General features: G+C 72.7%; 22 protein-coding genes. 10 read left to right on the top strand and 12 right to left on the bottom strand.

Annotation, left to right across the window (positions count from 1 at the left end; all coding sequences use genetic code 11):
• Positions 1 to 84 precede the first annotated feature (84 nt).
• Positions 85 to 1083 carry an NAD(P)/FAD-dependent oxidoreductase gene (locus ACN4JJ_RS12875; protein ID WP_440710278.1) on the bottom strand — a complete coding sequence of 333 codons (999 nt, stop codon included), beginning with the start codon at positions 1081 to 1083 and terminating at the stop codon, positions 85 to 87.
• A gap of 57 nt (positions 1084 to 1140) precedes the next feature.
• Here ACN4JJ_RS12875 and ACN4JJ_RS12870 point away from each other — a divergent pair, with 57 nt between their 5' ends.
• Both ACN4JJ_RS12870 and ACN4JJ_RS12865 read left to right on the top strand, forming a co-directional pair.
• Entirely contained in the window at positions 1141 to 1734 is a 594-nt protein-coding gene (locus tag ACN4JJ_RS12870; RefSeq protein WP_440710277.1) for a helix-turn-helix domain-containing protein, read from the top strand.
• The gene (locus ACN4JJ_RS12865; RefSeq protein WP_440710276.1) at positions 1734 to 2414 is read left to right on the top strand and encodes a hypothetical protein; all 681 of its coding nucleotides are present in this window, start codon (positions 1734 to 1736) and stop codon (positions 2412 to 2414) included. Before ACN4JJ_RS12870 ends, ACN4JJ_RS12865 begins: the two co-directional genes overlap by 1 nt.
• Here the strand turns inward: ACN4JJ_RS12865 and ACN4JJ_RS12860 are convergent.
• Positions 2374 to 3057 carry a response regulator gene (locus tag ACN4JJ_RS12860; protein ID WP_440710275.1) on the bottom strand — a complete coding sequence of 228 codons (684 nt, stop codon included), beginning with the start codon at positions 3055 to 3057 and terminating at the stop codon, positions 2374 to 2376. The genes ACN4JJ_RS12865 and ACN4JJ_RS12860 overlap by 41 nt on opposite strands.
• A 123-nt stretch (positions 3058 to 3180) precedes the next feature.
• On the opposite strand from ACN4JJ_RS12860, the gene ACN4JJ_RS12855 reads away from it, so the two are divergent.
• The 6 genes from ACN4JJ_RS12855 to ACN4JJ_RS12830 all read left to right on the top strand — a co-directional run bounded on the left by ACN4JJ_RS12855 (position 3181) and on the right by ACN4JJ_RS12830 (position 10823).
• On the top strand, positions 3181 to 4443 hold the full coding sequence (locus ACN4JJ_RS12855; RefSeq protein ID WP_440710274.1) for a sensor histidine kinase: 1263 nt from the start codon (positions 3181 to 3183) through the stop codon (positions 4441 to 4443).
• Positions 4440 to 5654 (top strand): hypothetical protein, encoded by a 1215-nt coding sequence (locus tag ACN4JJ_RS12850; RefSeq protein WP_440710273.1) that lies wholly within the window; start codon positions 4440 to 4442, stop codon positions 5652 to 5654. The genes ACN4JJ_RS12855 and ACN4JJ_RS12850 overlap by 4 nt, the downstream gene beginning before the upstream one ends.
• Positions 5655 to 5942: 288 nt before the next feature.
• Positions 5943 to 7202, top strand: coding sequence for an acyl-CoA dehydrogenase family protein (locus ACN4JJ_RS12845; RefSeq protein WP_440710272.1), 1260 nt, complete (start codon positions 5943 to 5945; stop codon positions 7200 to 7202).
• Entirely contained in the window at positions 7199 to 8803 is a 1605-nt protein-coding gene (locus tag ACN4JJ_RS12840; RefSeq protein ID WP_440710271.1) for a PIG-L family deacetylase, read from the top strand. The genes ACN4JJ_RS12845 and ACN4JJ_RS12840 overlap by 4 nt, the downstream gene beginning before the upstream one ends.
• Complete coding sequence (locus ACN4JJ_RS12835; RefSeq protein WP_440710270.1) at positions 8800 to 9519, top strand: glycosyltransferase family 2 protein; 720 nt, start codon at positions 8800 to 8802, stop codon at positions 9517 to 9519. The genes ACN4JJ_RS12840 and ACN4JJ_RS12835 overlap by 4 nt, the downstream gene beginning before the upstream one ends.
• Positions 9520 to 10610: 1091 nt before the next feature.
• Positions 10611 to 10823 (top strand): hypothetical protein, encoded by a 213-nt coding sequence (locus ACN4JJ_RS12830; RefSeq protein WP_440710269.1) that lies wholly within the window; start codon positions 10611 to 10613, stop codon positions 10821 to 10823.
• 36 nt (positions 10824 to 10859) lie between these two features.
• On the opposite strand, the gene ACN4JJ_RS12825 is transcribed toward ACN4JJ_RS12830, so the two are convergent.
• Positions 10860 to 11303, bottom strand: a complete 444-nt coding sequence (locus ACN4JJ_RS12825) for a hypothetical protein (RefSeq protein ID WP_440710268.1) — start codon at positions 11301 to 11303, stop codon at positions 10860 to 10862.
• Positions 11304 to 11380: 77 nt separating this feature from the next.
• Positions 11381 to 12406: an EamA family transporter gene (locus tag ACN4JJ_RS12820; RefSeq protein WP_440710267.1), complete on the bottom strand. Its 1026-nt coding sequence runs from the start codon at positions 12404 to 12406 to the stop codon at positions 11381 to 11383.
• Between the two features lie 88 nt (positions 12407 to 12494).
• Here ACN4JJ_RS12820 and ACN4JJ_RS12815 point away from each other — a divergent pair, with 88 nt between their 5' ends.
• A complete protein-coding gene (locus tag ACN4JJ_RS12815) occupies positions 12495 to 13052 on the top strand; it encodes a CGNR zinc finger domain-containing protein (RefSeq protein WP_440710266.1) in 558 nt (185 codons plus the stop codon).
• Between the two features lie 12 nt (positions 13053 to 13064).
• Here ACN4JJ_RS12815 and ACN4JJ_RS12810 read toward each other — a convergent pair whose 3' ends face one another.
• Positions 13065 to 13628 (bottom strand): DUF1697 domain-containing protein, encoded by a 564-nt coding sequence (locus ACN4JJ_RS12810; protein WP_440710265.1) that lies wholly within the window; start codon positions 13626 to 13628, stop codon positions 13065 to 13067.
• Between the two features lie 127 nt (positions 13629 to 13755).
• Positions 13756 to 15690: an alkaline phosphatase gene (gene phoA / locus ACN4JJ_RS12805; RefSeq protein WP_440710264.1), complete on the bottom strand. Its 1935-nt coding sequence runs from the start codon at positions 15688 to 15690 to the stop codon at positions 13756 to 13758.
• Positions 15691 to 15937: 247 nt separating this feature from the next.
• Here phoA and ACN4JJ_RS12800 point away from each other — a divergent pair, with 247 nt between their 5' ends.
• Positions 15938 to 16591, top strand: coding sequence for an MBL fold metallo-hydrolase (locus ACN4JJ_RS12800; RefSeq protein ID WP_440710263.1), 654 nt, complete (start codon positions 15938 to 15940; stop codon positions 16589 to 16591).
• Here ACN4JJ_RS12800 and ACN4JJ_RS12795 read toward each other — a convergent pair.
• The 6 genes from ACN4JJ_RS12795 to ACN4JJ_RS12770 form a co-directional block, all read right to left on the bottom strand.
• Positions 16584 to 17564: a cyclase family protein gene (locus tag ACN4JJ_RS12795; protein ID WP_440710262.1), complete on the bottom strand. Its 981-nt coding sequence runs from the start codon at positions 17562 to 17564 to the stop codon at positions 16584 to 16586. The two genes, ACN4JJ_RS12800 and ACN4JJ_RS12795, sit on opposite strands and share 8 nt — an antisense overlap.
• Positions 17545 to 18336: an IclR family transcriptional regulator gene (locus ACN4JJ_RS12790; protein WP_440710261.1), complete on the bottom strand. Its 792-nt coding sequence runs from the start codon at positions 18334 to 18336 to the stop codon at positions 17545 to 17547. The genes ACN4JJ_RS12795 and ACN4JJ_RS12790 overlap by 20 nt, the downstream gene beginning before the upstream one ends.
• Positions 18337 to 18401: 65 nt before the next feature.
• Positions 18402 to 19484, bottom strand: coding sequence for an extracellular solute-binding protein (locus ACN4JJ_RS12785; RefSeq protein ID WP_440710260.1), 1083 nt, complete (start codon positions 19482 to 19484; stop codon positions 18402 to 18404).
• Between the two features lie 114 nt (positions 19485 to 19598).
• Entirely contained in the window at positions 19599 to 20750 is a 1152-nt protein-coding gene (locus ACN4JJ_RS12780) for an ABC transporter ATP-binding protein (RefSeq protein WP_440710259.1), read from the bottom strand.
• A 9-nt stretch (positions 20751 to 20759) separates the two neighbouring features.
• The gene (locus ACN4JJ_RS12775) at positions 20760 to 21572 is read right to left on the bottom strand and encodes an ABC transporter permease (RefSeq protein ID WP_440710258.1); all 813 of its coding nucleotides are present in this window, start codon (positions 21570 to 21572) and stop codon (positions 20760 to 20762) included.
• Positions 21569 to 22441: an ABC transporter permease gene (locus tag ACN4JJ_RS12770; RefSeq protein ID WP_440710257.1), complete on the bottom strand. Its 873-nt coding sequence runs from the start codon at positions 22439 to 22441 to the stop codon at positions 21569 to 21571. Before ACN4JJ_RS12770 ends, ACN4JJ_RS12775 begins: the two co-directional genes overlap by 4 nt.
• Position 22442: the final 1 nt, after the last annotated feature.

Below are 22442 nucleotides of genomic sequence, written 5' to 3'. Positions count from 1 at the left end.
CCAGCCTTAGGATTGAGCGGAGCTCAAAGGCGGCTGGAGTCGAATCCCACACCCGAAGGCTGCGTTGTACGTACGGGGGGTGAGCTAGGCCGACTTGGGGGAGTGGGAGTGGGCGGCTACGGCTTGTGCGGTTTCGGTGGTTACCAGGTCGGCGTTGATTGCTGTGGCTGCTGTGAGGCCTGAGGCTGCTGCGGCTATTACCAGGAGGTGGGCCGTGGCGGAGTTGCCGGCCACGTAGAGGCCGGGGATCGAGGTCAGGCCTGTGGGGTCGGAGGTGGTCCAGGGGCCCAGGGGGGTGTCGGTGGTGGTGGCACCGAGCTGCTGCAGGAGGTCGTCGTTCGGGATGAGGCGGGAGCCGACGAAGAGGGTGTCGAGGGGGACGGTGGTGCCGTCGGCGAGGGCGACGCCGGTGAGGGTGCCTTCGGGGTCGGACAGGACCTCGGTGACGGGTGTGGGGATGACCCGGGTGCCCCGGGCCTCCAGGCCGGCCCGGATCTCGGGGGCGAAGTCGGCGACGGCGGGGCCGATGACGATGACGTCGGCGCTCCACTGACGCACGAGGGTGGCCTGGTGAGCACTCAGCGGTGACGTGGTGAGCACGCCGATCCGCTTGTCGCGGGACTCCCAGCCGTCGCAGTAGGGGCAGGCGACCGCGCCACGGCCCCACTGCTCGGCGAGACCGGGGATGGTGGGGAGCTCGTCGCGGAGGCCGGTGGCGATGAGGAGACGGCGGGCGCGCAGCACGCGGGTGGAGGCGGGGGCATCCGTCTCCACCGTCACGTCGAAGGCGCCGGCCTCGCCCGTGGCGGTGACGGCTCGGCCGGTGAGGATGGTGGCGCCGTAGCCGAGCACCTCGGCGCGGCCGAGCTCGAGCAGCTCGAGGGGGGACATGCCGTCGCGGGTGAGGAAGCCGTGCAGGTGCGCGGCGAAGCGGTTGCGGGGTGCACCGGCGTCGACCACGATCACGCGGCGGCGGGCGCGGGCGAGCACCAGGGCGGCGTTCAGTCCGGCGGCTCCGCCTCCCACGATCACGACGTCCCAGGGCTGTTCGGTCACGGTGTCTTGCAGGGTGTCTTCGGTCATGACTCCACTGTCGCGGCTAGGATGGAAATCGGCAAACGGATGTGCTGAAATGGCAATATGACGACCCCGCAGACGGCACCCACGGCCGAGCGGATCGGCGCCCGCCTGCGCGCCGCCCGGCTCGACCGCGCCCTCACGCTCGCCGAGTTGAGCGAGACCACCGGCATCTCCGCCAGCACGATCTCGCGCCTGGAGTCCGGCAAGCGCCAGCCCAACCTCGAGCTGCTCATCCCGCTCGCCGCCGCCCTCGAGACCTCGATCGACGAACTCGTCAGCGACGCCGTGCCCGACCCCCGGGTGCACTCGCGCACGGTGCGCTCCGACGGGCGGGTCATGCACCAGCTCTCGGGGGAGTCGTCGCAGAACCAGGCGGTGCGGATGATCCTGCCGGCCCGGCTCGAGGAACCCTCCCTGCGCGTGCACGACGGCTTCGAATGGGTGTACGTGTTGAAGGGGCGGCTGCGACTGCTGCTCGGCGAGCACGACCTCGTGCTGCGTGCCGGTGAGGCCGCCGAGTTCGCCACCCGGGTGCCGCACTGGCTGGGCAGCGCCGACGGCGAGGAGGTCGAGCTGATGTGCATCTTCAACCGCGACGGCGAGCGCATCCACGTGCGCGCCCAGACCGAGCCCGACCGCCGGGTGGGCCGCTGATGCGCCCCACCCTCGCCACCCGAAGGGACGAGCGCTTCTCGGGGCGGATCGCGGGGTTCGGCACCTCCGCGGGCATGCGCGTCGTGATCGGGATGTGGCACGACTCACCATTGGGAGCGTTCGCCGACGTGATGCTCGAAGACGCCGACGGGCACCGGATGCTGCTGGCACCACGCGAGGAGGTGGCCGACTACATCGCCGCCACCTACACCTTCGACGAGGTACGCGTGCTCCCGGTGCGCAGCCGGCGCATCGAGGGCGGGCTCGAGGTGGTCGCCGGCCGGGATGACCCGGCGGGCGAGCCGGGCGCATCCGGACCTCTCTTCCACGCGCGCCTGCGCATCGGCGCCGTCACCGGCCTCGGCAGACTGCTGCGTTCGGTGCCGCGCCCGCTGGCGACCGACCCGCGCTGGCTTGCAGCGCTCGATCCGCTCGCCTCCCGGCTCATGCCGGGCGTGCGCACCGCGGGCACGGCCGGAGGCGGCCGCCGCGAGTTCTACGGCGTCACCGCACTGCGCGAGATCGCCTGGGCGGAGGCCTCCTTCGAGGGGCTGTCGCTCGGCGCGTTCGCCGCCCTCGACCCGCCCGTGCGCTTCGGCTTCGGCTCGGCGCCGCGCGAGCCGCAGCTCGCCGACGTGGTCACCACGATCCGCTCGGCCGGTCCTCTCCCGGCACGATGAGCCCGTCGAGGATGGCCTGGGTGCGGATGGTGACCTTCGAGCTCACGTCGATGCCCGCCGTGCGGTACTTCAGGCGGATGCGGCGCAGGTCGGCCTTGGCCGTGTACTCGGTGATGCCGAGCTGCGTGGCGATGCGCTTGGCCGACTCGCCGCCGGCGTAGAGGGCCATCACCTGGCGCTCCTGCGCCGAGAGCTCGGGCATCGCGCGCACGCTCTGCAGCTGCATCCCGAGGCGGGGCGAGAGGAAGCGCTCGCCGGCCAGCGCCGCGCGCACGGCCAGCACGATCGTGTCGGCGCTCTCGCTCTTCACGAGGTAGCCGCTGGCCCCGCCCGCGAGGGCCTCGCGCACCACCACGGGCTCGGAATAGGTGCTCATCACCACCGTCTTCACGCCCGCCGTCTCGAGCGCGCGCAGCTTCACCGAGATCGGCAGGTCGTCCTTCAGGTCGAGGTCGAGCAGCACCACGTGCACCGGGAACTCCGGATGCGCGAGCAGGTCGGTCCAGGTCGTCACCGCGGCCACCACGGCGATGTCGGAGGCCGCCCCGGTGATCCAGCCGCTGAGCGCGGAGAGCAGCATCCGATGGTCGTCGACGAGGGCCAGCCGGATCCGGCCGGGGCGCTGATTCGTCACTGCAGCCACGCTCGTCACGTCCTTCCGTCCGGTTCGGGTGCCGGCGTTCTGGAGATCGGGTCTGGACAAGCCTAGGCCAGCGGCTATCTTCGTACTCGTGAGCCGCACCGACGTCAGCCGAGAGTCGTGGAGGTGAGCATCCCCGGTCCGGTTCCTGCCGGAGGGCTTCCGGAGGCCGCCGAACGGGGGCGGCTCGGCATGATCTGCGCCCGCCGCTTCGGGATCGTGTTCGCCCTCGCCTCGGCGGTGAACCTGGTCATCCCGGGTCTGTCCACCACAGGCATGTACCTGCCGGTGCTGGCGGCGCTCGTGGTGGTGATCCTCGGGTTCTCGCTGCTGCCCAGCCGGCACGGGATGGTGTGGGCCGGCGTCGCCTACGCCGGCGGGCTGCTCGCCCTGGCCGCGTTCCTGCTTCCGGGAGCCGAGGCCGACACCCCGTCGACGATCTCCACCGCCACCACGATCGCCTCGGCCACCATCTCCTCGCTGCTGGTGGCGTTCGGGCACCGCCGGGAGCTGCCGGTGGTCGCGGCCGTGGCGATGCTGCCGGTGATCGCGCTCGCGGCGCTCGCCAGCGCTCCTTTCGGCCGGGTGGGTTTCGTGGTGCTGGCCATCGTGGGCGGCTGGGCGGGCATGACCTGTGCGGGCATCTGGCTGACCCGCAGCGAGCGCGGGGCGGAGCTCGGGCGGCAGCGGTTGCGCCAGGGGTTCGCCGAGGAACGCCGGTCGACCGAGGCCGAGGCCGAGCTCCGCTACGGCGCCCGGATGATGCACGACACGGTGCTCGCCACGCTCACGCTCATCGCCCACGAGGGGCGCGGGGTGGATGCCGCCGCGTTGCGCGCGCAGGCGGCGGCGGACAGTGCACAGCTCGCGCAGCTGCGCGCCGGGGGTGGCAGCGGGAGCGCGGCGGGCGCGGGCGGTGCCGGCGTCGTTCCGGGGGTGCGCCGGGACCGTGACGGGAGCGGTGGCGACGGAGGCGTGAGCGGAGCGCAGGTGGTGGGGGGAGCCGGATCGTCCCTCGCCGATCCGTGGACCGGTGTCGACGCCTGGTGCGCCGCCCACGGCTTCACGGTGGCCTGGCACGGGGAGCGGGTGTTCGAGGCGGCCCCGGCCCGCCGTGAAGCGCTCGTGCGCGCCGCGGCCGAGTGCCTCGAGAACGTGCGACGGCATTCGGGGGAGCACAGCGCCGAGGTCACCGTCAGCCGGCTCGACGGAGCCGTGCGCGCCGTGGTGACCGACGCCGGTGTGGGCTTCGACCGCGAGCGCGTGCCGGTGGGGCGCCTCGGCATCGCGGAATCCGTGGAGGCCCGGATGCGCGCGGCCGGCGGCTCGGCCCGCATCTTCTCCTCGCCCGGCCGGGGAACCACCGTGCTTCTGGAGGTGCCCCGATGAGCTCGTTCACCACGTCGCTCGACCAGCTCGCCCGCGCGAACCGCGCCGGCTCGGCCACGCTCGGCCGGCTTCGCACCCGGCTGCGGCAGGACCGCAATGTGAGCGCCGGCCACCTCGGCCTCGGCTTCGCCCTCATCGGCGGCCTGTTGATGGTGCGCGGTCTCGCGTCTCTGGCCTGGTCGTGGACGGACGATCCTGCGCGGGCATCCTCGGCGCTGGCCTGGGTGCTGCTCGCGGTCGCGTTCGCCCTCGTGGTGCTGACCGCCCGCCGCACCGGCGGCGCGCTCTCGCCCCGCGTGACGTATGCGGTGCTGGCCGTGGGCGTGACGGCACTCGGACTCGACCTCGCGGGGTTCCTGGCCGACAGCGGATCGACTCTGCTGTACCCCACGGCCACGATCGGCTTCGGCGGCTGCCTGTTCGCGAGCCTCCCCCATCAGCCGTTGCGGCGGAGCCTGGAGGGCGCCTCGGTGCTCGCGGCGGGCGGAGCGGCTCTGATCATCACGGGCGCGACCCTCGGTGCGGAGAGCCTTTCAGCCTGCGTCACCGCGGTGCTGCTGGGGCTCGCCCCGGTGCTGGCCGGTGTGTCGATGATCCAGGTGATCGACCGGCACATCGGCCGGCTGATCGATCACGCGGTGGCCGACAGCCTCGTGGCCGCGCCCGCCGTGGGGCACGGCGTGCTCGCGGTCTCCGAGCTCCGGCGGATGGACTCCGACGCCGAGCGGCTGCTCGCCGCCGTGGCCGCCATACCCGCCGGACGCCCGATCGACGCGGTGACGGCCGCCGAGGCGCGGGAGCTCGGCGACCAGCTGCGGCGGGCGCTGATGGCCGACCACGAGCAGTCCTGGCTGCAGATCGCGGTCTCCGAGTCGGGGCACCTGAGCCGCACCGTGCGGGTGACCGATCCCGGCGTGCTCGCCGCCGATCTGCGCCCCGAGCAGCGGCGCACCCTGCTCGCCTTGGTGTGGCTGTGTGTGGCGTCGGCGCCGGTCTCCGCCCCCGCGCCGGCGCTCGAACTCCTGTTCCAGTCGGCCGGCACGCGGTCGGCGGCCCACGACGGGCGTCCGCTGCCCACGATCGTCTTCTCCCTGGCCGGCACCGAGCACCACCCCATCGACCCGGCCGTGTGGCCGCTCTTCGTGCAGCTCGGTCCGCACACCGTCGACCTGCGGTCGGGCCGTCTCGTGGTGCAGGCCGCGCTCGACTGACCCGCAGAGGTTGACTCCGGCGCGGATCGGGTGTGTGATGGACACTCCCCTTCGGAAGGAGTCGATATGACAGTGCAGATCTCATCGGGTTCGATGAAGAAGGTGCGCGCTTAGGCGACGCATTTCCCGCTCGATTCCGAACCGCCCCGGCCACACGACCGGGGCGGTTCCGCGTTTCCGGGACGTGCGTCGAGGTGTCAAGGGGTTGGCGCAACCGCGCAACCGGGTCACGATGAGCCGAGGACGGCGATACGGAACGGGTGCGATACGGAACGGGTGGATGAGATCATGACGGGCGTATCCCTGGGCGATCTCGATCTGACGGCACTCGCCGTGCCCGGCCCGGCGCATCCGCAGGCCTCAGCCCTGGCCGCGTGGGCGGAGCGCTCGTCGCAGGCCGCGGGCGTGCACGGCGCGACCGGCGTCGACGGGGGCCTCGCGCTGGCCCGCGCGCTCGGCGACCAGGTCGCGCCGCCGGCCTCGGGTCGTACTCGGGAACGCCTCGAACTGCTCGCGACGCTCGCCGTGGGCGACGTCTCGGTGGCGCGCGTGGTGGAGCCGCACCTGGATGCGCTGGCCATCCTGCACGAGCTGCGCGACGCCGGTTCGCCGCTGCCGGGCCTCGCGGGGCTGGGGGTGGATGCGTCGAGCACCTGGGGGGTGTTCGCGGCCGAGGCTCCTGGCCTGCGCCTCACGGCGGTTCCGGATGCCGGCGGCTGGCAGCTGAGCGGCACCAAGCCGTGGTGCTCCCTCGCGGGGGTGCTGAGCCATGCGCTGGTGAGCGCCGTCGTGGAGCGGCCCGAGGGTGCCGCTGGTGCCGCTGGTGCCGCTGACGCCGCTGGCGAGCGCCGGTTGTTCGCCGTGGCCCTGCAACAGCCGGGCGTCCGGGCGCATCCGGAGGCCTGGGTGGGGCGCGGGCTGCCGACGATCCCGAGCGGACCCACCGACTTCCACGCGGTGCGCGCCGTGGCCGTGGGCGATGCCGGCTGGTACCTGTCCCGGGCCGGATTCGAGTGGGGCGGCATCGGCGTGGCCGCCTGCTGGTTCGGCGGCGCCGTGGGGGTGGCGCGGCGGGTGCTCGACGCGGCACGGCGGAAGGACGACGACATCGGCCGGCTGCACGCCGGACGGGTCGCGGCCTCGGTGCAGGCGGCCGGCGCCGCGCTCGCCTCGGCGGCGCGGGCGATCGACGCGGCATCGGGGGAGCGGTCCGGGGTCGAGGCGGACGGGGCTGCCGCGGGGGCGTCGGTGGCGCCGGCGCCATCTCCGTCTCCGTCTCCGGAGCAGGCCGCTCTGCTCGCGCAGCTCACCCGCTCGGTGGTGCGGCGCGAGTGCGAGGCCGTGCTGGCCGAGGCGGCCGCGGCCCTGGGGCCGGCACCGCTGGCGCTCGACGAGGCGTACGCCGCTCGGGTGTCCGACCTCGCGCTGTACCTGAGGCAAGACCACGGAGCGCGCGACGAGGTGCGGGCGGGCCGCCTGCTCTCCGCCCTGGGCTCGCCGCAGCCGCTGACACCGACACCGACCACCCGACCCGGGAGCCGCTCATGACCGACTTCACGCACTTCGACGAGGGCACCCCGGAGGCGGCCTGGCGCGATGCGCTGTCGCGGCATCCGTTGCCCGGATTCCGCACCGCCGACTTCGCGGGCATCGAGCACCTCGTGGTGGTCGCGGCGCATCCGGATGACGAGACGCTGGGGGCGGGCGGCCTGCTCGCCCGTGCCTACGCCGCGGGGGTGCGCAGTTCGGTGGTCGTGGCCACCTCGGGCGAGGCGTCGCATCCGGATTCCCCGACGGTCACGCCCGCCGGGCTGGGGCGCGTGCGGGAGGCCGAGACGGTCGCCGCGGTGGCCGAGCTCGACCCCGGCGCCGCCGTCTCGTTCCTGCGGCTGCCGGACGGCCGGCTCGCCGAGCCCTCGAACACCGCCGCGCTCGCCGCCGCGCTGGACGAGGTGCTGGCGCCGGATCGTGCGTCTGCACCCGAGGCGCCGGCTGCGCCGACGCCCGAGCCTGCCGAGGGGCCCGGGCCCGGAGACCTGTCCGGCGCGCCGTCGGGTGTGCTCGTGGTGGCGCCGTGGGCGGGCGACCGGCACCCCGACCACCGGGCCGCCGCCGTCGCCGCGGGTGAGGCCGCCGCGCGCCGGGGAGCGCGTCTGCTCGGCTACCCGATCTGGCTGTGGCACTGGGCGCGGCCCGACGACGCGGCGGTGCCGTGGGGCGCGATGATCACGGTGCCGCTCGACGACGCCGTGCGCGAGGCCAAGAGCAGGGCGCTCGGGCGTCACGTCAGCCAGGTGCGGCCGCTCAGCGGGCTGCCGGGCGACGAGGTGCTGCTCGCGCCGTCCGTGCTCGAGCACTTCGAGCGCGACGCGGAGCTGTTCGTCGAGGGCGCCGGGCTGGAGGACGCGGGGCCCGACGGCGGTGCAGACGCGACGACCGGCAGCGGACCAGCGGGCCACGACGGCCCCGACTCCGACCCCGGCCCCGACTCCGACCCCGGCCCCGCCCCCGCAGCGGAGCCGCCCGCCGTCGACCCGCTGCACCTCGCCGACGACGGGGGCGCCGGGTTCGACGCGCTGCACGCGGGCGACCCCGACCCCTGGGGCTTCGAGACGCGCTGGTACGAGCAGCGCAAACGGTCCGCGCTGCTCGCCGCCCTCCCCGAGCGCTCGGCGCGACGCACGCTGGAGATCGGCTGCTCGACCGGTGTGCTCTCGCGGGAGCTCGCCCTGCGCTCGGAGTCCTTCCTCGGCATCGACGTGTCGACCGTGGCCGTCGAACACGCCCGGGAGCGCAATCGCGACCTGCCCACCGCGGCGTTCGAGCGGATGCGGGCGCCCGAGCAGTGGCCGGAGGGCGGCTTCGACCTCGTGGTGCTCTCCGAACTCGGCTACTACCTCGACGACGACGAACTGCTCGCCCTGATCGACCGGATGACCGGCGCGCTCGAGCCCGGCGGGGCCCTGGTGTGCTGCCACTGGCGGCATCCGGTGGCCGGGCGCACCCAGACCGGCGACTCGGTGCACGCCGTCGTACGCGAGCGCAGCGGGCTCGACTTGCTCGTGCAGCACCGGGAGGAGGACTTCGTGCTCGAGGTCTTCGTGCCGGCGCCGGCCGTCTCGGTGGCCGCGCGGGAGGGGATCGTGTGATCGGCGCGATCGATGTCGTCATGCCCGCCCGCGACGAGGAGCAGCGGATCGGCTCCGCGATCGAGGCCGTGCTGGCCGGCCGCGACCGGCTCCGCGAGCGTGAGCCCGGGCTGCCGTGCCGGGTCGTGGTGGTGCTCGATGCCTGCACCGACCGGTCGCGCGACATCGCGCACTCCTTCGGCGACCAGATCGAGCTGCTCGAGGTGTCGTTCGCGGCCGTCGGCGCGGCGCGGGCGGCGGGCGTCGAGCACCTGCTGCGAACGGCTCCGGATGTCGCGCCCCGGCGGCACTGGATCTGCGGCACCGATGCCGACACCCGGGTGCCCGCCTCCTGGCTCCTCGACCAGCTGCGGGCCGCGCGATCGGGTGCCCTGCTGGCGCTCGGCCGGGTCGTGCCGCACCCGGCCGAGCTCGCCCCGCACGCGCTGGACGCCTGGGACCGGGCGCATCCGCTGGGCGAACGCCATGTGTTCGGCGCCAACCTCGGTGTGCGGGCCGACGTGTACCGGCGCGCCGGCGGCTTCGCGCCGCTGACGGTGCACGAGGACATCGGGCTGGTGGCGGCGGTGCAGCGGATCGTCGACGAGCGCGGTCCGCTGGCCGGGCAGGCGGGCGGCATCGTCGACCTGCGTGGCGCCCCGGCGGTCACCTCGGCGCGGGTCGCGGGCCGAGCACCCGGCGGCTTCGCCGACTACCTCGCCACCCTCGCCGAGTAGCCCCCGCCCCGCGCGCCCCTCCGCCCCCGGGCCCCTCCGCCCGCGCCCCGCGCCCGCGCGCCTCCGCCCGCGTGCCCCTCCACCCCCGCGACTTGCCACAACTTCTGCCAAGTCGCGCCCGAAAGCGGCGACTTCTGCCAAGTGGCGGTGGGAGCGCGCCTACCCTCCCGCGACTTGCCACAACTTCTGCCAAGTCGCGCCCGAAAGCGGCGACTTCTGCCAAGTGGCGGTGGGAGCGCGCCTACCCTCCCGCGACTTGCCACAACTTCTGCCAAGTCGCGCCCGAAAGCGGCGACTTCTGCCAAGTGGCGGTGGGAGCGCGCCTACCCTCCCGCGACTTGCCACAACTTCTGCCAAGTCGCGCCCGAAAGCGGCGACTTCTGCCGCGTGGCGGTGGGAGCGCGCCTACCCCCCCGCGACTTGCCACAACTTCTGCCAAGCCGCGCCCGAAAGCGGCGACTTCTGCCGCGTGGCGGTGGGAGCGCGCCTACCCTCCCGCGCCTTGCCACAACTTCTGCCACGTCGCGCGTAAAAGCGGCGACTTCTGCCGAGTGGCGGTGGGAGCGCGCCAACCCTCCCGTGCCTTGCCACGACTTCTGCGAAGTCGCGCGTAGAAGCGGCGACTTCTGCCAAGTGGCGGTGGGAGCGCGCCAACCCTCCCGTGACTTGCCACGACTTCTGCGAAGTCGCGCGTAAAAGCGGCGACTTCTGCCAAGTGGCGGTGGGAGCGCGCCTACCCGCCCGCGACTTGCCACAACTTCTGCCAAGTCGCGCTCGAAAGCGGCGACTTCTGCCAAGTGGCGGTGGGAGCGCGCCTACCCGCCCGCGACTTGCCACAACTTCTGCCAAGTCGCGCTCGAAAGCGGCGACTTCTGCCAAGTGGCGGTGGGAGCGCGCCGACCCTCCCGTGACTTGCCACGACTTCTGCGAAGTCGCACGTAAAAGCGGCGACTTCTGCCAAGTGGCGGTGGTGGGCGGCGGGTGGCGGCGACTTCTGCCGAGGGGCGGTGGGTGGGCGCCGAAGGGACGGGTGCCGCGGGGGTCCGCGTCAAGCCCCTTGCCGCGCGGGGCGGCCGCGGTAGACCGGAGGCATGACGGAATCGACGGAGATTGTCTGGCGCTGTGCGCAGCCCGGCTTGTGGGTGGCGAAGGATGCGCAGGGGCGACCCGTCGGCATCATCTCGGAGCGGTGGCACGACGGCTTCATGGCCACCGCGGTGAGCGGCCGGGCGCTCGGCCGCTTCGACCGGCTCGAGCTGGCGCAGGCCGCGCTCGAGGCCTCGGCCCAGGCCGCCTTCCACTAGACGGAGACCCCCTCCGCCGGGCGGCGCCGCCGAGCCTCAGTAGACCAGGCTCAACACGGCGCCGTACAGCAGCACGCTCAGCACTCCCACGAGGCCCGAGGCGCCGAGGGCGATGCCCGCGGCCGCCAGGGTCTTCGACCGTCCGCGACGGGTGATCGCCACGAGGCCGAGCACCAGCGCCGCGACGGCCACCAGGCCGCTCAGCACGTTGCCGATCGAGCCGATCACCTGGAAGGCGTCGGTTCCGCCCGAGCCGAGCGACACGGCCTGGATGATCAGGAACAGCGCGCCGAGCAGCGGCCCGATCGCACCCACGACGAGCGAGGCGAGGCCGAGCGGGTTCGGCGCGAGCCGGGTGGGCGGCGGTGCGGCGGCATAGGCCTGCGGGCCGCCCGGGCCGCCCGGGCTGCCCAGGCCGCCCGGCGGGTTCCCCTGCGGGCCGCCCTGCGAGTAGGTCTGCGGGTTGTACGGTGACGTCACGGCGATCCCCTTCATCGGCTCGGTCCCTCTGCCAGTGACCGTACCCCGCTTCGGCCGCCGGGGGAGCCGCCCCGGAATCAGGGAAGCGGATCCGGCCGCCGCTCGAGCTTCACGAACACCACGCCCGCCACGATCAGCGCCCCGCCGAGTGCCTGCAGCAGCGTGGGAACCTGACCGAGCAGCAGCCACGCGAACAGCACCGCGAAGAGCACCTCCACCAGCCCCACGAACGACGCCACGCGCGATCCGAGCCGCACCGCGCCCAGGATGCTCGCCAGGTAGGCGAAGGCCGTCGCGACGATCACGACCACCCCCATCGGCACCATCCACGACACCTCGCCCACCACCGGGAGCGTCACCGGCTCGAACGACACCGTGAGCGGCACCAGCCCCGTGAGCCCCACGAGGGTGAGGGCGACGGCGCCCACGATCAGCCCCGCGCTCACCAGTGTGACCGAGGGCAGCCCCCCGGTCGGCAGAGCGGCTATGAGGTAGTAGCCCGCCAGGCAGACGGCCGCGAGCAGCGCGAACACGAGCCCCAGAGGGTCGATCCCGCCGGCGCCCGAGGGGTCGATGACGAGCGCGAGCCCTGCCACGCTGAGCACCGCGCCCACGATGGTGAGCGCGGCCGGCGGGATGCGGGTGCGCGCCCAGGCCAGCAGCACCAGCAGGATGGGTGCGGTGTACTCGATCAGCAGCGCGATGCCGACCGGGAGGTAGCTGATCGAGGCGAAGTAGAACACCTGGGCGCCGATGACGGCGATCAGGCCGTAGACGAGGATGAGCTTCCAGGCCGCGGCGAGCATCCGGAACCGGCCGTTCAGGGCGATCAGCGCGGGGACGAGCAGCACCAGCCCGCCGGCGCCGGCCCGCACGGCGACCGCGGCCGAGGGCGACCAGCCGGCGTCGAGCAGTGGCTTCACGAACGGACCGCTGGTTCCGAAGGCGGCCGCGGCGACGAGGGCCAGGATGAGGCCGGAGCTGCGGCGCGAGACCGGGAGGTCGGCGCCGCGCCCCGACCGACCGGACCGACCGGAACGACCGGAACGCGGGGCGGCCGGCAGCGGCTCGACGGCGGCGGCTTCGGCCGGGGAGCTGCTCATGCGTTCACCATCGGGACTCGCCCTTCGTGTCAGGAGTCAACTGCGGTTACGCTAGTGACACTACTCATCCGCGATGTCAGGAGTCAACATGGTTTTCACCTATGACACCGAGGCGACCCTCGCGTTCGCGGCGGCGCTGGTGAACTCCGTGCCGGGGATCTCGAACGACGACACCGACACGCTGTCGGATCTGACCCAGCTCGAGCGCCTGCTCGACGACAACGACTACTCCGGGCGACGCGATCTCGACGCGGCCGAACTCACCGCGGTGCGTGCTCTCCGGCCCGAGTTCCGCACGTTCTGGGAGCTCGATCGCGACGGGGCGGTGGAGCTGGCGAACGGCATCCTGCGCGACGCCCGCGCGCTGCCCCAGCTCGTGCGGCACGGCGACTGGGACTGGCACCTGCACGCCACCGAGGCGGATGCTCCACTCGCGACCCGCATGCGGGTGGAGGTGGCGATGGCGTTCATCGACGTCATCCGCAGCGACGCGCTCGACCGCCTGCGGGTGTGCGAGGCCACCGACTGCGAGGCCGTGCTGGTCGACCTCTCGCGCAACCGCTCCAAGCGCTACTGCGACGTCGGCAACTGCGGCAACCGCATGAACGTGATCGCCTACCGCGCCCGCCAGGCCCAGCACCCCTAGTCGCGAGGAGGGTCAGAGGAGTTTGCGGAGGGTGCGGAGGTTGCGGGTGGTGGTGGTGGCCTTGAACGCGGACTTGGCCAGGAACTTCGAGAACGCGGTGTCGGTGCTCGAGCCCTTCGGCACCTCCCAGTAGACGACTCCTGGGCCGGGCTCGGCGCGCTCGCCGTCGGCCTCCGGGTCGATCTCGGCCGCCCGCTCGGCGACCCGGTCGGCCACGGTCTCGTCCGACACGAAGACGACATACGGATGCAGGCCCTCGACCTCCTCGTAGGGGTACCCGTCCACGATGGCGGCGAGGTCGGCGTGGTCGACCAGCACGATCCAGGCGTCGTAGCCGAAGCGGTCGCGGAGGCCCTTCTCGATCCGGGCCTTGAGGGCGGCGTGCGCCTTCTCGCCGGCATCCGTTCCCGGGCCGGAACCGGCATCCGGTGCCGTCTCGAACAGCACGTTGCCCGAGGCCAGCACGGTCTTCACCGACTCGAAGCCGAGGTCGCGGAACAGCTCCGCCAGCTCGGCGCTCTTCACGGTGATCCCGTTCACGTTCACTCCGCGGAGGAGGGCGGCATAGCGTGTCATGCGCCCACGGTACTCCTCGCACGAAGACGCCGACCCGTCAGTCAGTGCCGCTTTCCGAGGCTCGGAGCGGGACTGACTGACGGGTCGGCGGGGTGGTGCGGGGTGGTGCGGGGTGCGGCGGGTTCGATCAGGCGTGGCGGCGGCGGCGCTGCAGCACGAGCAGCGCGCCGGCGGCGAGCAGCAGGGCCGAGAGGGCGGCGATCGGGGCGACGATCGCACCGGTCGCGCCCAGCGCCGAGGCGCCGGATCCTCCGGACGGGGTGCCGCTGCCCGATCCGTCACCCGGCAGCGCGCCCGCCGGGGCGGAGGAGGTGGGGCTCGGGGTCGACGTCGGCGTTCCCGCCTCGGCCACCGTGTACTGCACCTGGACGGTCTTGCCGCTCTGGCGGCCGGTGAGGGTCACGGTCTGGGTGCCGAGCTCCTCCGGGGCGGTGATCGCGAACGCGGCGCCGCCGGTGATGACGTCCTGCGAGCCGAGCGGGTCGGTGCCCTGGGTGGCGCCCAGCTGGCGGTCGCCGTTGAAGCCGAAGCCGGTGACGGTGACGGATGCCCCGGGCTCGACGGTGCCGGCCGAGACCTGGGCGGTGGCTCCCGCACTCAGCGCGGCCGTGTTGCGGTCCAGCTGCAGCGCGTTCGCGATGGTGAAGAAGTTGTCGCTCTGGTCGGTGAGGCCGACGACCTGTGCCGCACCGGGGCCGTAGCCCGCGATGCGCAGCTGGGTGCCGGTGTGCTGCTGCGATCCGCCGGCCGCCGCGGTGCCGTAGGCCACCTTCATCGTGGTGCCGTCGGCCGTGGTCAGCGCGGTGCTGAGGGTGGCGGGCGGGGTGGAGTCGACGATCTGGCTGGTGTGCGCGTGGTCGGCGGTGACGATCACCATGGTGTTGCCGTCGGCGCGGGCGAACGCGAGCGCGGCCTGCACGGCCTCGTCGAGGTCGATGGTCTCACCGATCTGGCCACAGGCGTTGGCCGCGTGGTCCTGCTTGTCGATCGAGGCGCCCTCCACCTGGAGGAAGAAGCCCTTGTCGTCGCCGGTGTTCAGCAGGTCGATCGCCTTGTCCGTGAGCGTGGCGAGCGAGAGGCCGGTGTCGAGGCGGTCGGGGTTCGGCTGGCAGGTCACGGGTGCCTGGTCGGCGCCGCCGACGGTGGCCGTGGTGGCGGCGAAGCGCGTGGGGAAGTTGCCGGGGGTGAACGTGCCCAGCACGGGCTCGCTCTGGTCGGCGACGGTGAGCGCGGCGAGGCCGGCGGCGTCGTCGACGAGCTGGTAGCCGCGGTCCTCGGCCTGCGCGAACAGGGTCTCGCCGTTCCACTGGCCGGCCTTCGCGGTCTGCGTGAAGCTGGCCGAGCCGCCGCCGAGGGTGAGGTCGGCGCGGGTGTCGAGGATCTGCTCGCTGATCGAGCCGAGCCCGCCGGCCGCGAGGGCGTCGGCGCCGCAGCTCGCGCCGTCGGGGCCGTAGCAGCTGCGGGCGGCCACGTGGGCGGCCTGCACCGCCGGCGTCGCATCCTGGATCTCGGCGGTCGACACGTTGCCGGTCTTCAGGCCGTTCGCCTTGGCGATCTCGATCAGGGTCTGCTGCGGCGTGCCGTCGATGTCGACCGAGATGGCGTTGTCGTAGGTCTTGGTGCCGGTGGCCCAGGCCGATCCGGTGGCGGCCGAGTCGGGCACGTAGTCGGGCTTGCCCTTGTTCTCGCCGTCCTTGTAGAGCGAGTAGGTGGTGTACTGGCCGGTCAGCGGCAGGGCGTCGATGCCGGGGAGCTCGCCGGCGGCGCCGTACTCGTAGTTGCGGGCGATGGTGATCTCGCTGTCGCCCATGCCGTCGCCGATCAGCAGGATGACGTTCTTCGCCGGGCCGTCGACGATCGAGGCGCGGAGGTCGGCGGTCTTGTCGCCGCTGTTGCGCTGGGCGCCGCCGTTGGTGGAGAGGTCGCCGTCGGCCGCGAAGGCGGCGGCCGGGATGCTCGTTCCGGCGACCGTGATCAGGGCGGCCGAGGCCAGGATGAGGGCGCGGCGTCCCGGGCGCGCGCTCCGCCGGGAGCGGCTGCCCGGCTGCGTGGTGTTCGTCATGGTGTGCTCCGATGTCGAGGGGGGCATCCACCCCGGATGCCGTGGTCCAGCCCAGTGCGCTCAGGCGACCGGGGCGTGAACGAGCGGTGGACCGCGGGTGAACCGCTCGTGGAGACGCGGCGACCCCCGCTCGGGGGCCAGGCCGCACGGCGTGGACGGCCGGGGCGGATGGCCGACGCCACCGGCCGGGCGGGCGGCCGGGGCGCGCCGGCCCTAGGCTGGGCAGCACTGACCCGAGGAGGCCGTTGTGCGCCGCATCGCCGATCGCTGCTACCAGCTCGACCACTCCTCGGGGGCCAACGGATACGTCGTCGTCGGCGACGGGCGGGCGGCCCTGATCGATCCGGGCTTCGGATCGGGCGCTCGCAAGGTCGCCGCCGAGCTGCACGCCGCCGAAGCCGTCACGGGGCCGATCACCGACATCGTGCTCACGCACTACGACCCCGACCACGCGGGGGCCGCGGCGAAGCTGCAGCGCGAGCTGGGTGCCCCGGTGCGGATGAGCGCGCCCGACGCTGCCATCCTGCGCGGCGAAGCGAGCCCACCCTCGCGGATGCGGCGCTTCTCCGCCCGGCTGATGCGCGCGGCGTATCCGGATCAGGTGGTGGAGTTCGCCGACGACGCGCACATCTTCGACGGGCTCGCCGTGGTGGCCGCCCCGGGCCACACGCCCGGGCACGTCGCACTGCAGTGGGGCCGGGTGCTGTTCATCGGCGACGCCGCGATGGTGTCGGGCGAGGGCCTGCTGCGCGACTTCCCGGCTTTCCTGATCGGCGACAAGCCGCAGGCCGCCACGACGCTGGCCACCCTCACCGAGCGCATCCGCGACGAGCGGATCGAGTGGATCTGCGCCGGCCACAGCGCCCCGGTGCGCGTGCGGCCGGCCGGCACCCTCACTTGAGGGCGATCGCGTTCGGCGGCGAGCCGACGCCCCCGATCAGGTTGAGCGGCTTGCAGGTGAGCAGGAACTCGTAGACCCCGTCGGCGGCGCAGTCCGCCGCCAGGTCGTCGAGCTTCCAGAGCTCGCCGAGGGCCATGCCCAGCAGCGCGATGAGCGGCCGGTGCAGCATCCCGCTGTGGTCGACACCCTTCTCCGGCGGAGTCTCGCCCGGGGTGCGGAAGTCGCTGTCGATCACCGGATCGGCCTCCACGGCGAGGTTGTCGGCGGCCACGAGCGCGATCTGGTGGTCCCACAGCCAGCGCAGGATCTCCTCGCGCTGGGCGAGCCCCGGCGAGCGGCGCCACGGTGTCGCGAGCCGCTGCTCGGGCGTCTTCGCGAGGTACTGCTCGGCCCATCCCGTGCGCAGCAGCAGCATGTCGCCCGGACGCCACGACACCCCCTGGCTCTCGGCGATGTCATCGAGCATCCGGGCATCCACCACGATCGTCTCCGTGGCGTCGTAGGGCCGCCCGAGCCGTGCGAAGTACCGCGGCAGGTCCAGCAGCACCCCGCGCCCGGCGATGCCCGCGGCCGCCCAGGTGTGCACGCCGAGGTGGGTGCTGCCCGGACCGTTCTGCTCGGCGGTGAGGCCGTTGTAGAAGCCGTGCTGAGGGTGCCCGATGTGCCGGAGCGCGTCGATCTGCGACGACGACTGCAGGTAGAACGAGTCCACCCAGTCGTCGCGGTGCCACTCGTTGTTCGCGAAGACGTGGTGGGCGAGCGGATGCCGCGTGCCGGTCGGGTAGGGCTCGAACGCGGTCACCGGATGGTCGAGCCCGAAGCGCCGTCCGGTGCGCACGAGGTGCGCGGCGGCGGCGACCCGGTCGGGGGTCAGGAAGTTGATCGTGCCGAGCTGGTCGTCTCGGCCGAAGACGTCCCAGCTCGAGCCCGGAGGCTCGGCCGAGGCGAGTTCGTCATAGGTCGGGGGTCTCATTCTGCCGTCCCTCTCGGGTGCCGCGGAGTTCGGTGCTGAGGGCCGTGGTGGTCTTCAGCAACTCGGTGATGATGGGGGAGCCGGGCGAGAGATCCGCCTGCGGGTCGGCGCCGAGCAGGCCCACCGTCGCCGCGATGCCGAACTCGTCGAACACCGGCGCGGCCGTGGAGAAGACGCCTCCGGACTGCGACGCGATGCAATATCCGGCTCGTCGCGCGGTGTACACGGCCGCCTCGAGCTCGGCGCGCTGCGCGGAGCTGGTGCCCTCGGTCAGCCAGCCGATCGCGCGCTCGTCGGCGAGATGCGCCAGGAATACCCTGGTCTGCGCCGCCGTGGCGTCGAGTTGCGAGCCGGCGCGCACGGTCACCACCGCGGTGCGGCTCTTGTCCTCCTCCACCAGGGCGACGACCGGGCCGCGCGCGCCCCACAGGCTGAGCACGGCCGTCATGCGCACGGCCGCGCCCAATGCTGCGAGGTGGGGCGGAGCGATTTCGACCACCTGCCGGCGGCTCAGCGCGTGGATGCCCAGCTGCAGCATCAGGCCGCCCAGCACGAAGGTGCCGCGACGGGGCCCGCGCTCGAGGATTCCGGCCGCCACGAGCGACGCGCAGTAGCGGTACGCCGTGGTGCGGTTCAGGTGGAGGCGCTCGGCCACGTCCGCCGCCGACAGCTCCGTGGTGTTCGGGCCGAAGAGCGAGCAGATCTGGCCGACGCGCGCGACCGCCTGGATGTCGGAACCGGATACCTCGCCCGTGCCGTCGGTGTTCACCATGCCTGAAGCGTAGTTCAGCGGGAGAACATCTCCGGGGTGGCGGGGCGCGAGCGCGAGCCCGGGCGTCATCCGGCCAGCCAGGTGGTGAGCTCGGTCGACACGTCGTTGAAGTTGTCGGCGTACCAGTCCACGTCCTGCAGCACCGTGCCGCCCGTGTTGGCGGGGCCGTAGACCTCCACCTGCTTCGTGAACTCGTCCAGCTGCGGCTTCGCCGCGGTGTTCACCGGTGCCACGCCGAGCAGCTCGGAGATCTTCGCGACCTGCTCGGGCTCCACCACGCTGGAGATGAAGTCGACGGCGGCATCCTTGTTCGGGGCGCCCTTCGGGATGGCGAAGGCGTTGAGCGAGGCGACGGTCTCGTCCCAGACGATCGTGAGGTCCATCCCGCCCTGGAGCAGCGGCACCAGGCGCGAGTCGGGCAGCAGGAACATGTCGACCTGGTCGGCCTCGACGGCCTGCTGCAGCGCGCCCACGTTCGGAGCGAACGTGGTGACGTCGCGGATGGTGTCGAGCTTGTCCAGCGCGCGGTCGACGTCCAGCGGGTAGAGGTCGTCGGGGGCCACGCCGTCGGCGAGCAGCGGATACTCCAGGATGCCGTTCTGCAGGTTGGTGACGATGCCGCGCTGACCGGGGAACTTCTCGGTGTCGAAGAAGTCGGCGACCGTGGTGGGGCCCTCGCCGGCCGGGAAGGCGTCGGTGCGGTACGCGATCGGGGTGGCGTTGATCCAGTTGCCGAGGTAGCACTCGCCCACCGTGCCCTCCACGAGGTCGGTCTGGTCGACGGCGCTCAGGTCGAGCTTCTCGAAGAGCGTGCCGCAGTTCTGCTGCGCCGCGTACGGGGCTGTGGCCATCACGTCCCACTGCACGGAGCCGCTCTCCACCTGCGCCTTGACCTGGGCCACGTCGGGCGGAGAGGTGTTCACGAAGGTGACGTTCGGGTGGGCCTCGGTGTAGGGCTTCTGCCAGGCCTCGATCTGGGCGTCCTGGCCGCCTCCGCCGTAACCGACGAAGGTGATGGTGGCCGGCGCGTCGGCGCCGCCCGCCGCGCCGGTGCTGCCGGCGTCGGCCGAGCCTCCCGCGCAGCCGGAGAGCAGTCCGGTCACGGCGACGAGGCCGAGGGTGATGGTGAGGGTTCTGGATCTGGACACCATTGTCGTTTCCTTCGTTCGGGTACCCGGTGGCCCGGGTGCTGTGGTGGTGGGTTGGGAGGGGGAAGGGGGGGAAAGAGAAGAGACGGATGCGGCCGCGAGCGGCGCCACGGCTCAGACGGCGACGATGCGCTGGCGCTCCGGCCGCCACCAGGCGGTGACCTCGTCACCCCGGGCGAAGGCGGCGTCGAGGGCGTCGATCCGGGCCCGGCCGAGCTGCCGGGCGTGACCGACGTCGAGCATCACGGTGCGGTAGGAGCCCATGTACTCGAGATCGCGCACCGTGGCCCGCACGGCGTTGGCGCCGGCCGGAACGCTCTGGAGGTCGCGGGAGATCTGCACGTCTTCGGGTCGTACGACCACGGCGCCGTGCAAGGTCACACCCGGATGATCCGCGATGGTCGCCGGATCGATCGTCCAGGTGCTGTCCTCCCAGGTCGCCATCGCCCCGGTGGCCGATCCGCCCAGGTCGAAGACGTTGGAGTCGCCGAGGAAGCGGGCCGTGAACAGGGTGTCCGGGCGCCGGTACAGCTCCTCGGGCGTGCCGACCTGCTCGATGTGCCCCGTGTTGAACAGCGCGATCCGGTCGGAGAGGTTCATCGCCTCCTCCTGGTCGTGCGTGACGAAGACGAAGGTCGAGCCCACCTCGCGGTGGATGCGGCGGATCTCCATCTGCAGCGCCCCGCGGAGGTTGCGGTCGAGGGCGCCGAGCGGCTCGTCGAGCAGCAGGGCGGCGGGGTCGAAGACGATGGCCCGGGCCAGGGCGACCCGCTGCTGCTGCCCGCCGGAGAGCTGGGCCGGGTAGTTCTGATCGCGCCCGGGCAGTTGAACGAGCTCGAGCACCTCGGCTACGCGGCGGGCGATCTCGGCCTTCGGCACCTTGCGCTCGCGCAGGGGGTAGGCCACGTTCTGCGCCACGGTCATGTGCGGGAAGAGGGCGTAGTTCTGGAACAGCATGCCGAGGTTGCGCTTGTGCGGCGGGAGGGTGCCCACATCGGCGCCGTCGAGGGCGATCGTTCCCGAGGTGAGCGTCTCGAAGCCGGCGATGAGGTTGAGCGTGGTGGTCTTGCCCGATCCGCTCGGCCCGAGGAGGGTCATGAACTCGCCGGGCTGGATGGTGAGGGAGACGGCGTCGACGGCGGGCGCGGCGAGCCCGTAGTCCTTCGTGACGCCGGACAGCCGGATCTGCGTGCCCTGCCGGGGAGCTGCCGGTGAGGACGGCGATGCCGGCGGCGCGGTCGCGGGTACTTTGCTCGAGATGGTCAAGACGGTCTCCTAACGGGTCTTCTTGCGGCTGCCGATGAGCAGCGGCACCAGGAAGATGATGGTCACCGCGACGACGACGAGACTCGACGAGGCGGAGATGGTGGGGTCGAGCTCGAACGTCACGCTGTTGTACATCTGCACGGGCAGCGTCTGGAACGTGGGCGAGCGCAGGAACAGGGCGATCACGACCTCGTCGAACGAGGTGACGAAGGCGAAGACGGCGCCGGTGATCACCCCGCGGCTGATCAGCGGCATCGTCACCCGCACGAACGACCGCAGCGGCGAGGCGCCGAGCGAGGCGGATGCGCGCAGCAGGGTGGCGTCGAATCCGCCGAGGGCGGCCGTCACCGACACGAGCACGAAGGGCACGCCGAGGGCGGCGTGGGCGAGCACGTAGCCGAGCAGGCTGCCCGTCAGGTGCCACTGCAGGAACGAGATGTACACGGCGACCGCCACCACGATCGCCGGGGTGACCATCGAGATCATCAGCAGGGTGCGCAGGAATCCGGCGAGCCGGCCGGTCAACCGGTTCAGGCCCACCGCGGCGGCCGTGCCGACCACGGTGGCGATGAGCGCGGCGAGGATGGCGACCAGGAACGAGTTGCCGAGCGAGGTCAGCCAGACCGGGTCGGTGAAGAAGTTCTCGTACCAGCGCAGCGAGAAGTCCTTCGGCGGGAACTCGAACGCCGACGCGGAGCTGAAGCTCAGCGGGATCACGATCAGGGTCGGCAGGATGAAGTAGAGCGCCACGATCGCGCCGAGGGCTATCAGCCACCAGGGGATCGGGTCGACTCCGCGGTCGCGGCGACGGACGGCGGTCATCGGGTCTCCTTCGTTCGCGAGGTGCTGGCGACGCCGATCGCCGAGATGGTGCCGCCGAAGCGGTTCGCCCAGGCGACGAGCAGGAGCGTGATCACGAGCACGAGGATGCCCAGGGCGCCCGCGCCGGCGAAGTCGAGCAGCTGCGTGGTGCGCTGGGCGAGCAGCTGGGCGATGAGCGACTGCTGGGGGGAGCCGAGCAGCGCCGGGGTGACGTAGAAGCCGAGGCTCAGGGTGAACACGAGGATCAGGCCCGAGACCACCCCGCCGCGCGACAGCGGCCAGTAGATCTTCCAGAACGCCACCAGCGGTGACGAGCCGAGACCGCGAGCAGCCAGCAGCAGCTTGCGGTCGATGCCGCCGAGCGCGCTGAACAGCGGGAGCACCATGAACGGCAGCATCACCTGGCTCATCGCGATGGTGACGCCCACCACGCTGCCCTGGAAGACGACGTCGCCGGCCCCGAAGAACTCGAACACGCTCTGCACCGGGCCGCCGCGCTGCAGCAGCACGATCCAGGCGTAGTTGCGGGCCATCACCGAGGTCCAGAACGGGATGAGCACGATCACGAGCAGCACTCCGCGCAGGCGCGGCCCCACCCTCGTCATGAGGTAGGCGTAGGGGTAGCCGAGCAGGAACGTGACGACCGTCACGATCACCGCCGTCATCGCCGTGCGGCCCAGCACGGTCAGCGTCACCCCGTCGGTGAACAGGCTCGCGTAGTGATCGAGCGTGAATTCCGGGGTGCCGATGCTGCGCAGCAGGCTCTGGAAGAGCGGCACGAGCAGGATTCCGGCGAGCAGCGCGAGGGCCGGCACCAGCAGGAGCCAACCGGGGCGCGGGGTCCGCCGGGTTCGGGAGGGGGTGGTCATT

This window comes from Herbiconiux dendrobii (genome assembly GCF_052048175.1).
Lineage (GTDB): Bacteria > Actinomycetota > Actinomycetes > Actinomycetales > Microbacteriaceae > Herbiconiux.
This window is presented reverse-complemented; position numbering and strand designations above follow the sequence as displayed.

Coding starts and splice junctions, on each gene's coding strand:
- ACN4JJ_RS12865 (WP_440710276.1), top strand. CDS start 1,734: ATGCGCCCCACCCTCGCCACCCGAAGGGACGAGCGCTTCTCGGGGCGG.
- ACN4JJ_RS12845 (WP_440710272.1), top strand. CDS start 5,943: ATGACGGGCGTATCCCTGGGCGATCTCGATCTGACGGCACTCGCCGTG.
- ACN4JJ_RS12810 (WP_440710265.1), bottom strand. CDS start 13,628: ATGACACGCTATGCCGCCCTCCTCCGCGGAGTGAACGTGAACGGGATC.
- ACN4JJ_RS12820 (WP_440710267.1), bottom strand. CDS start 12,406: ATGAGCAGCTCCCCGGCCGAAGCCGCCGCCGTCGAGCCGCTGCCGGCC.
- ACN4JJ_RS12875 (WP_440710278.1), bottom strand. CDS start 1,083: ATGACCGAAGACACCCTGCAAGACACCGTGACCGAACAGCCCTGGGAC.
- ACN4JJ_RS12830 (WP_440710269.1), top strand. CDS start 10,611: ATGACGGAATCGACGGAGATTGTCTGGCGCTGTGCGCAGCCCGGCTTG.
- ACN4JJ_RS12790 (WP_440710261.1), bottom strand. CDS start 18,336: ATGGTGAACACCGACGGCACGGGCGAGGTATCCGGTTCCGACATCCAG.
- ACN4JJ_RS12815 (WP_440710266.1), top strand. CDS start 12,495: ATGGTTTTCACCTATGACACCGAGGCGACCCTCGCGTTCGCGGCGGCG.
- ACN4JJ_RS12770 (WP_440710257.1), bottom strand. CDS start 22,441: ATGACCACCCCCTCCCGAACCCGGCGGACCCCGCGCCCCGGTTGGCTC.
- phoA (WP_440710264.1), bottom strand. CDS start 15,690: ATGACGAACACCACGCAGCCGGGCAGCCGCTCCCGGCGGAGCGCGCGC.
- ACN4JJ_RS12850 (WP_440710273.1), top strand. CDS start 4,440: ATGAGCTCGTTCACCACGTCGCTCGACCAGCTCGCCCGCGCGAACCGC.
- ACN4JJ_RS12870 (WP_440710277.1), top strand. CDS start 1,141: ATGACGACCCCGCAGACGGCACCCACGGCCGAGCGGATCGGCGCCCGC.
- ACN4JJ_RS12840 (WP_440710271.1), top strand. CDS start 7,199: ATGACCGACTTCACGCACTTCGACGAGGGCACCCCGGAGGCGGCCTGG.
- ACN4JJ_RS12775 (WP_440710258.1), bottom strand. CDS start 21,572: ATGACCGCCGTCCGTCGCCGCGACCGCGGAGTCGACCCGATCCCCTGG.
- ACN4JJ_RS12795 (WP_440710262.1), bottom strand. CDS start 17,564: ATGAGACCCCCGACCTATGACGAACTCGCCTCGGCCGAGCCTCCGGGC.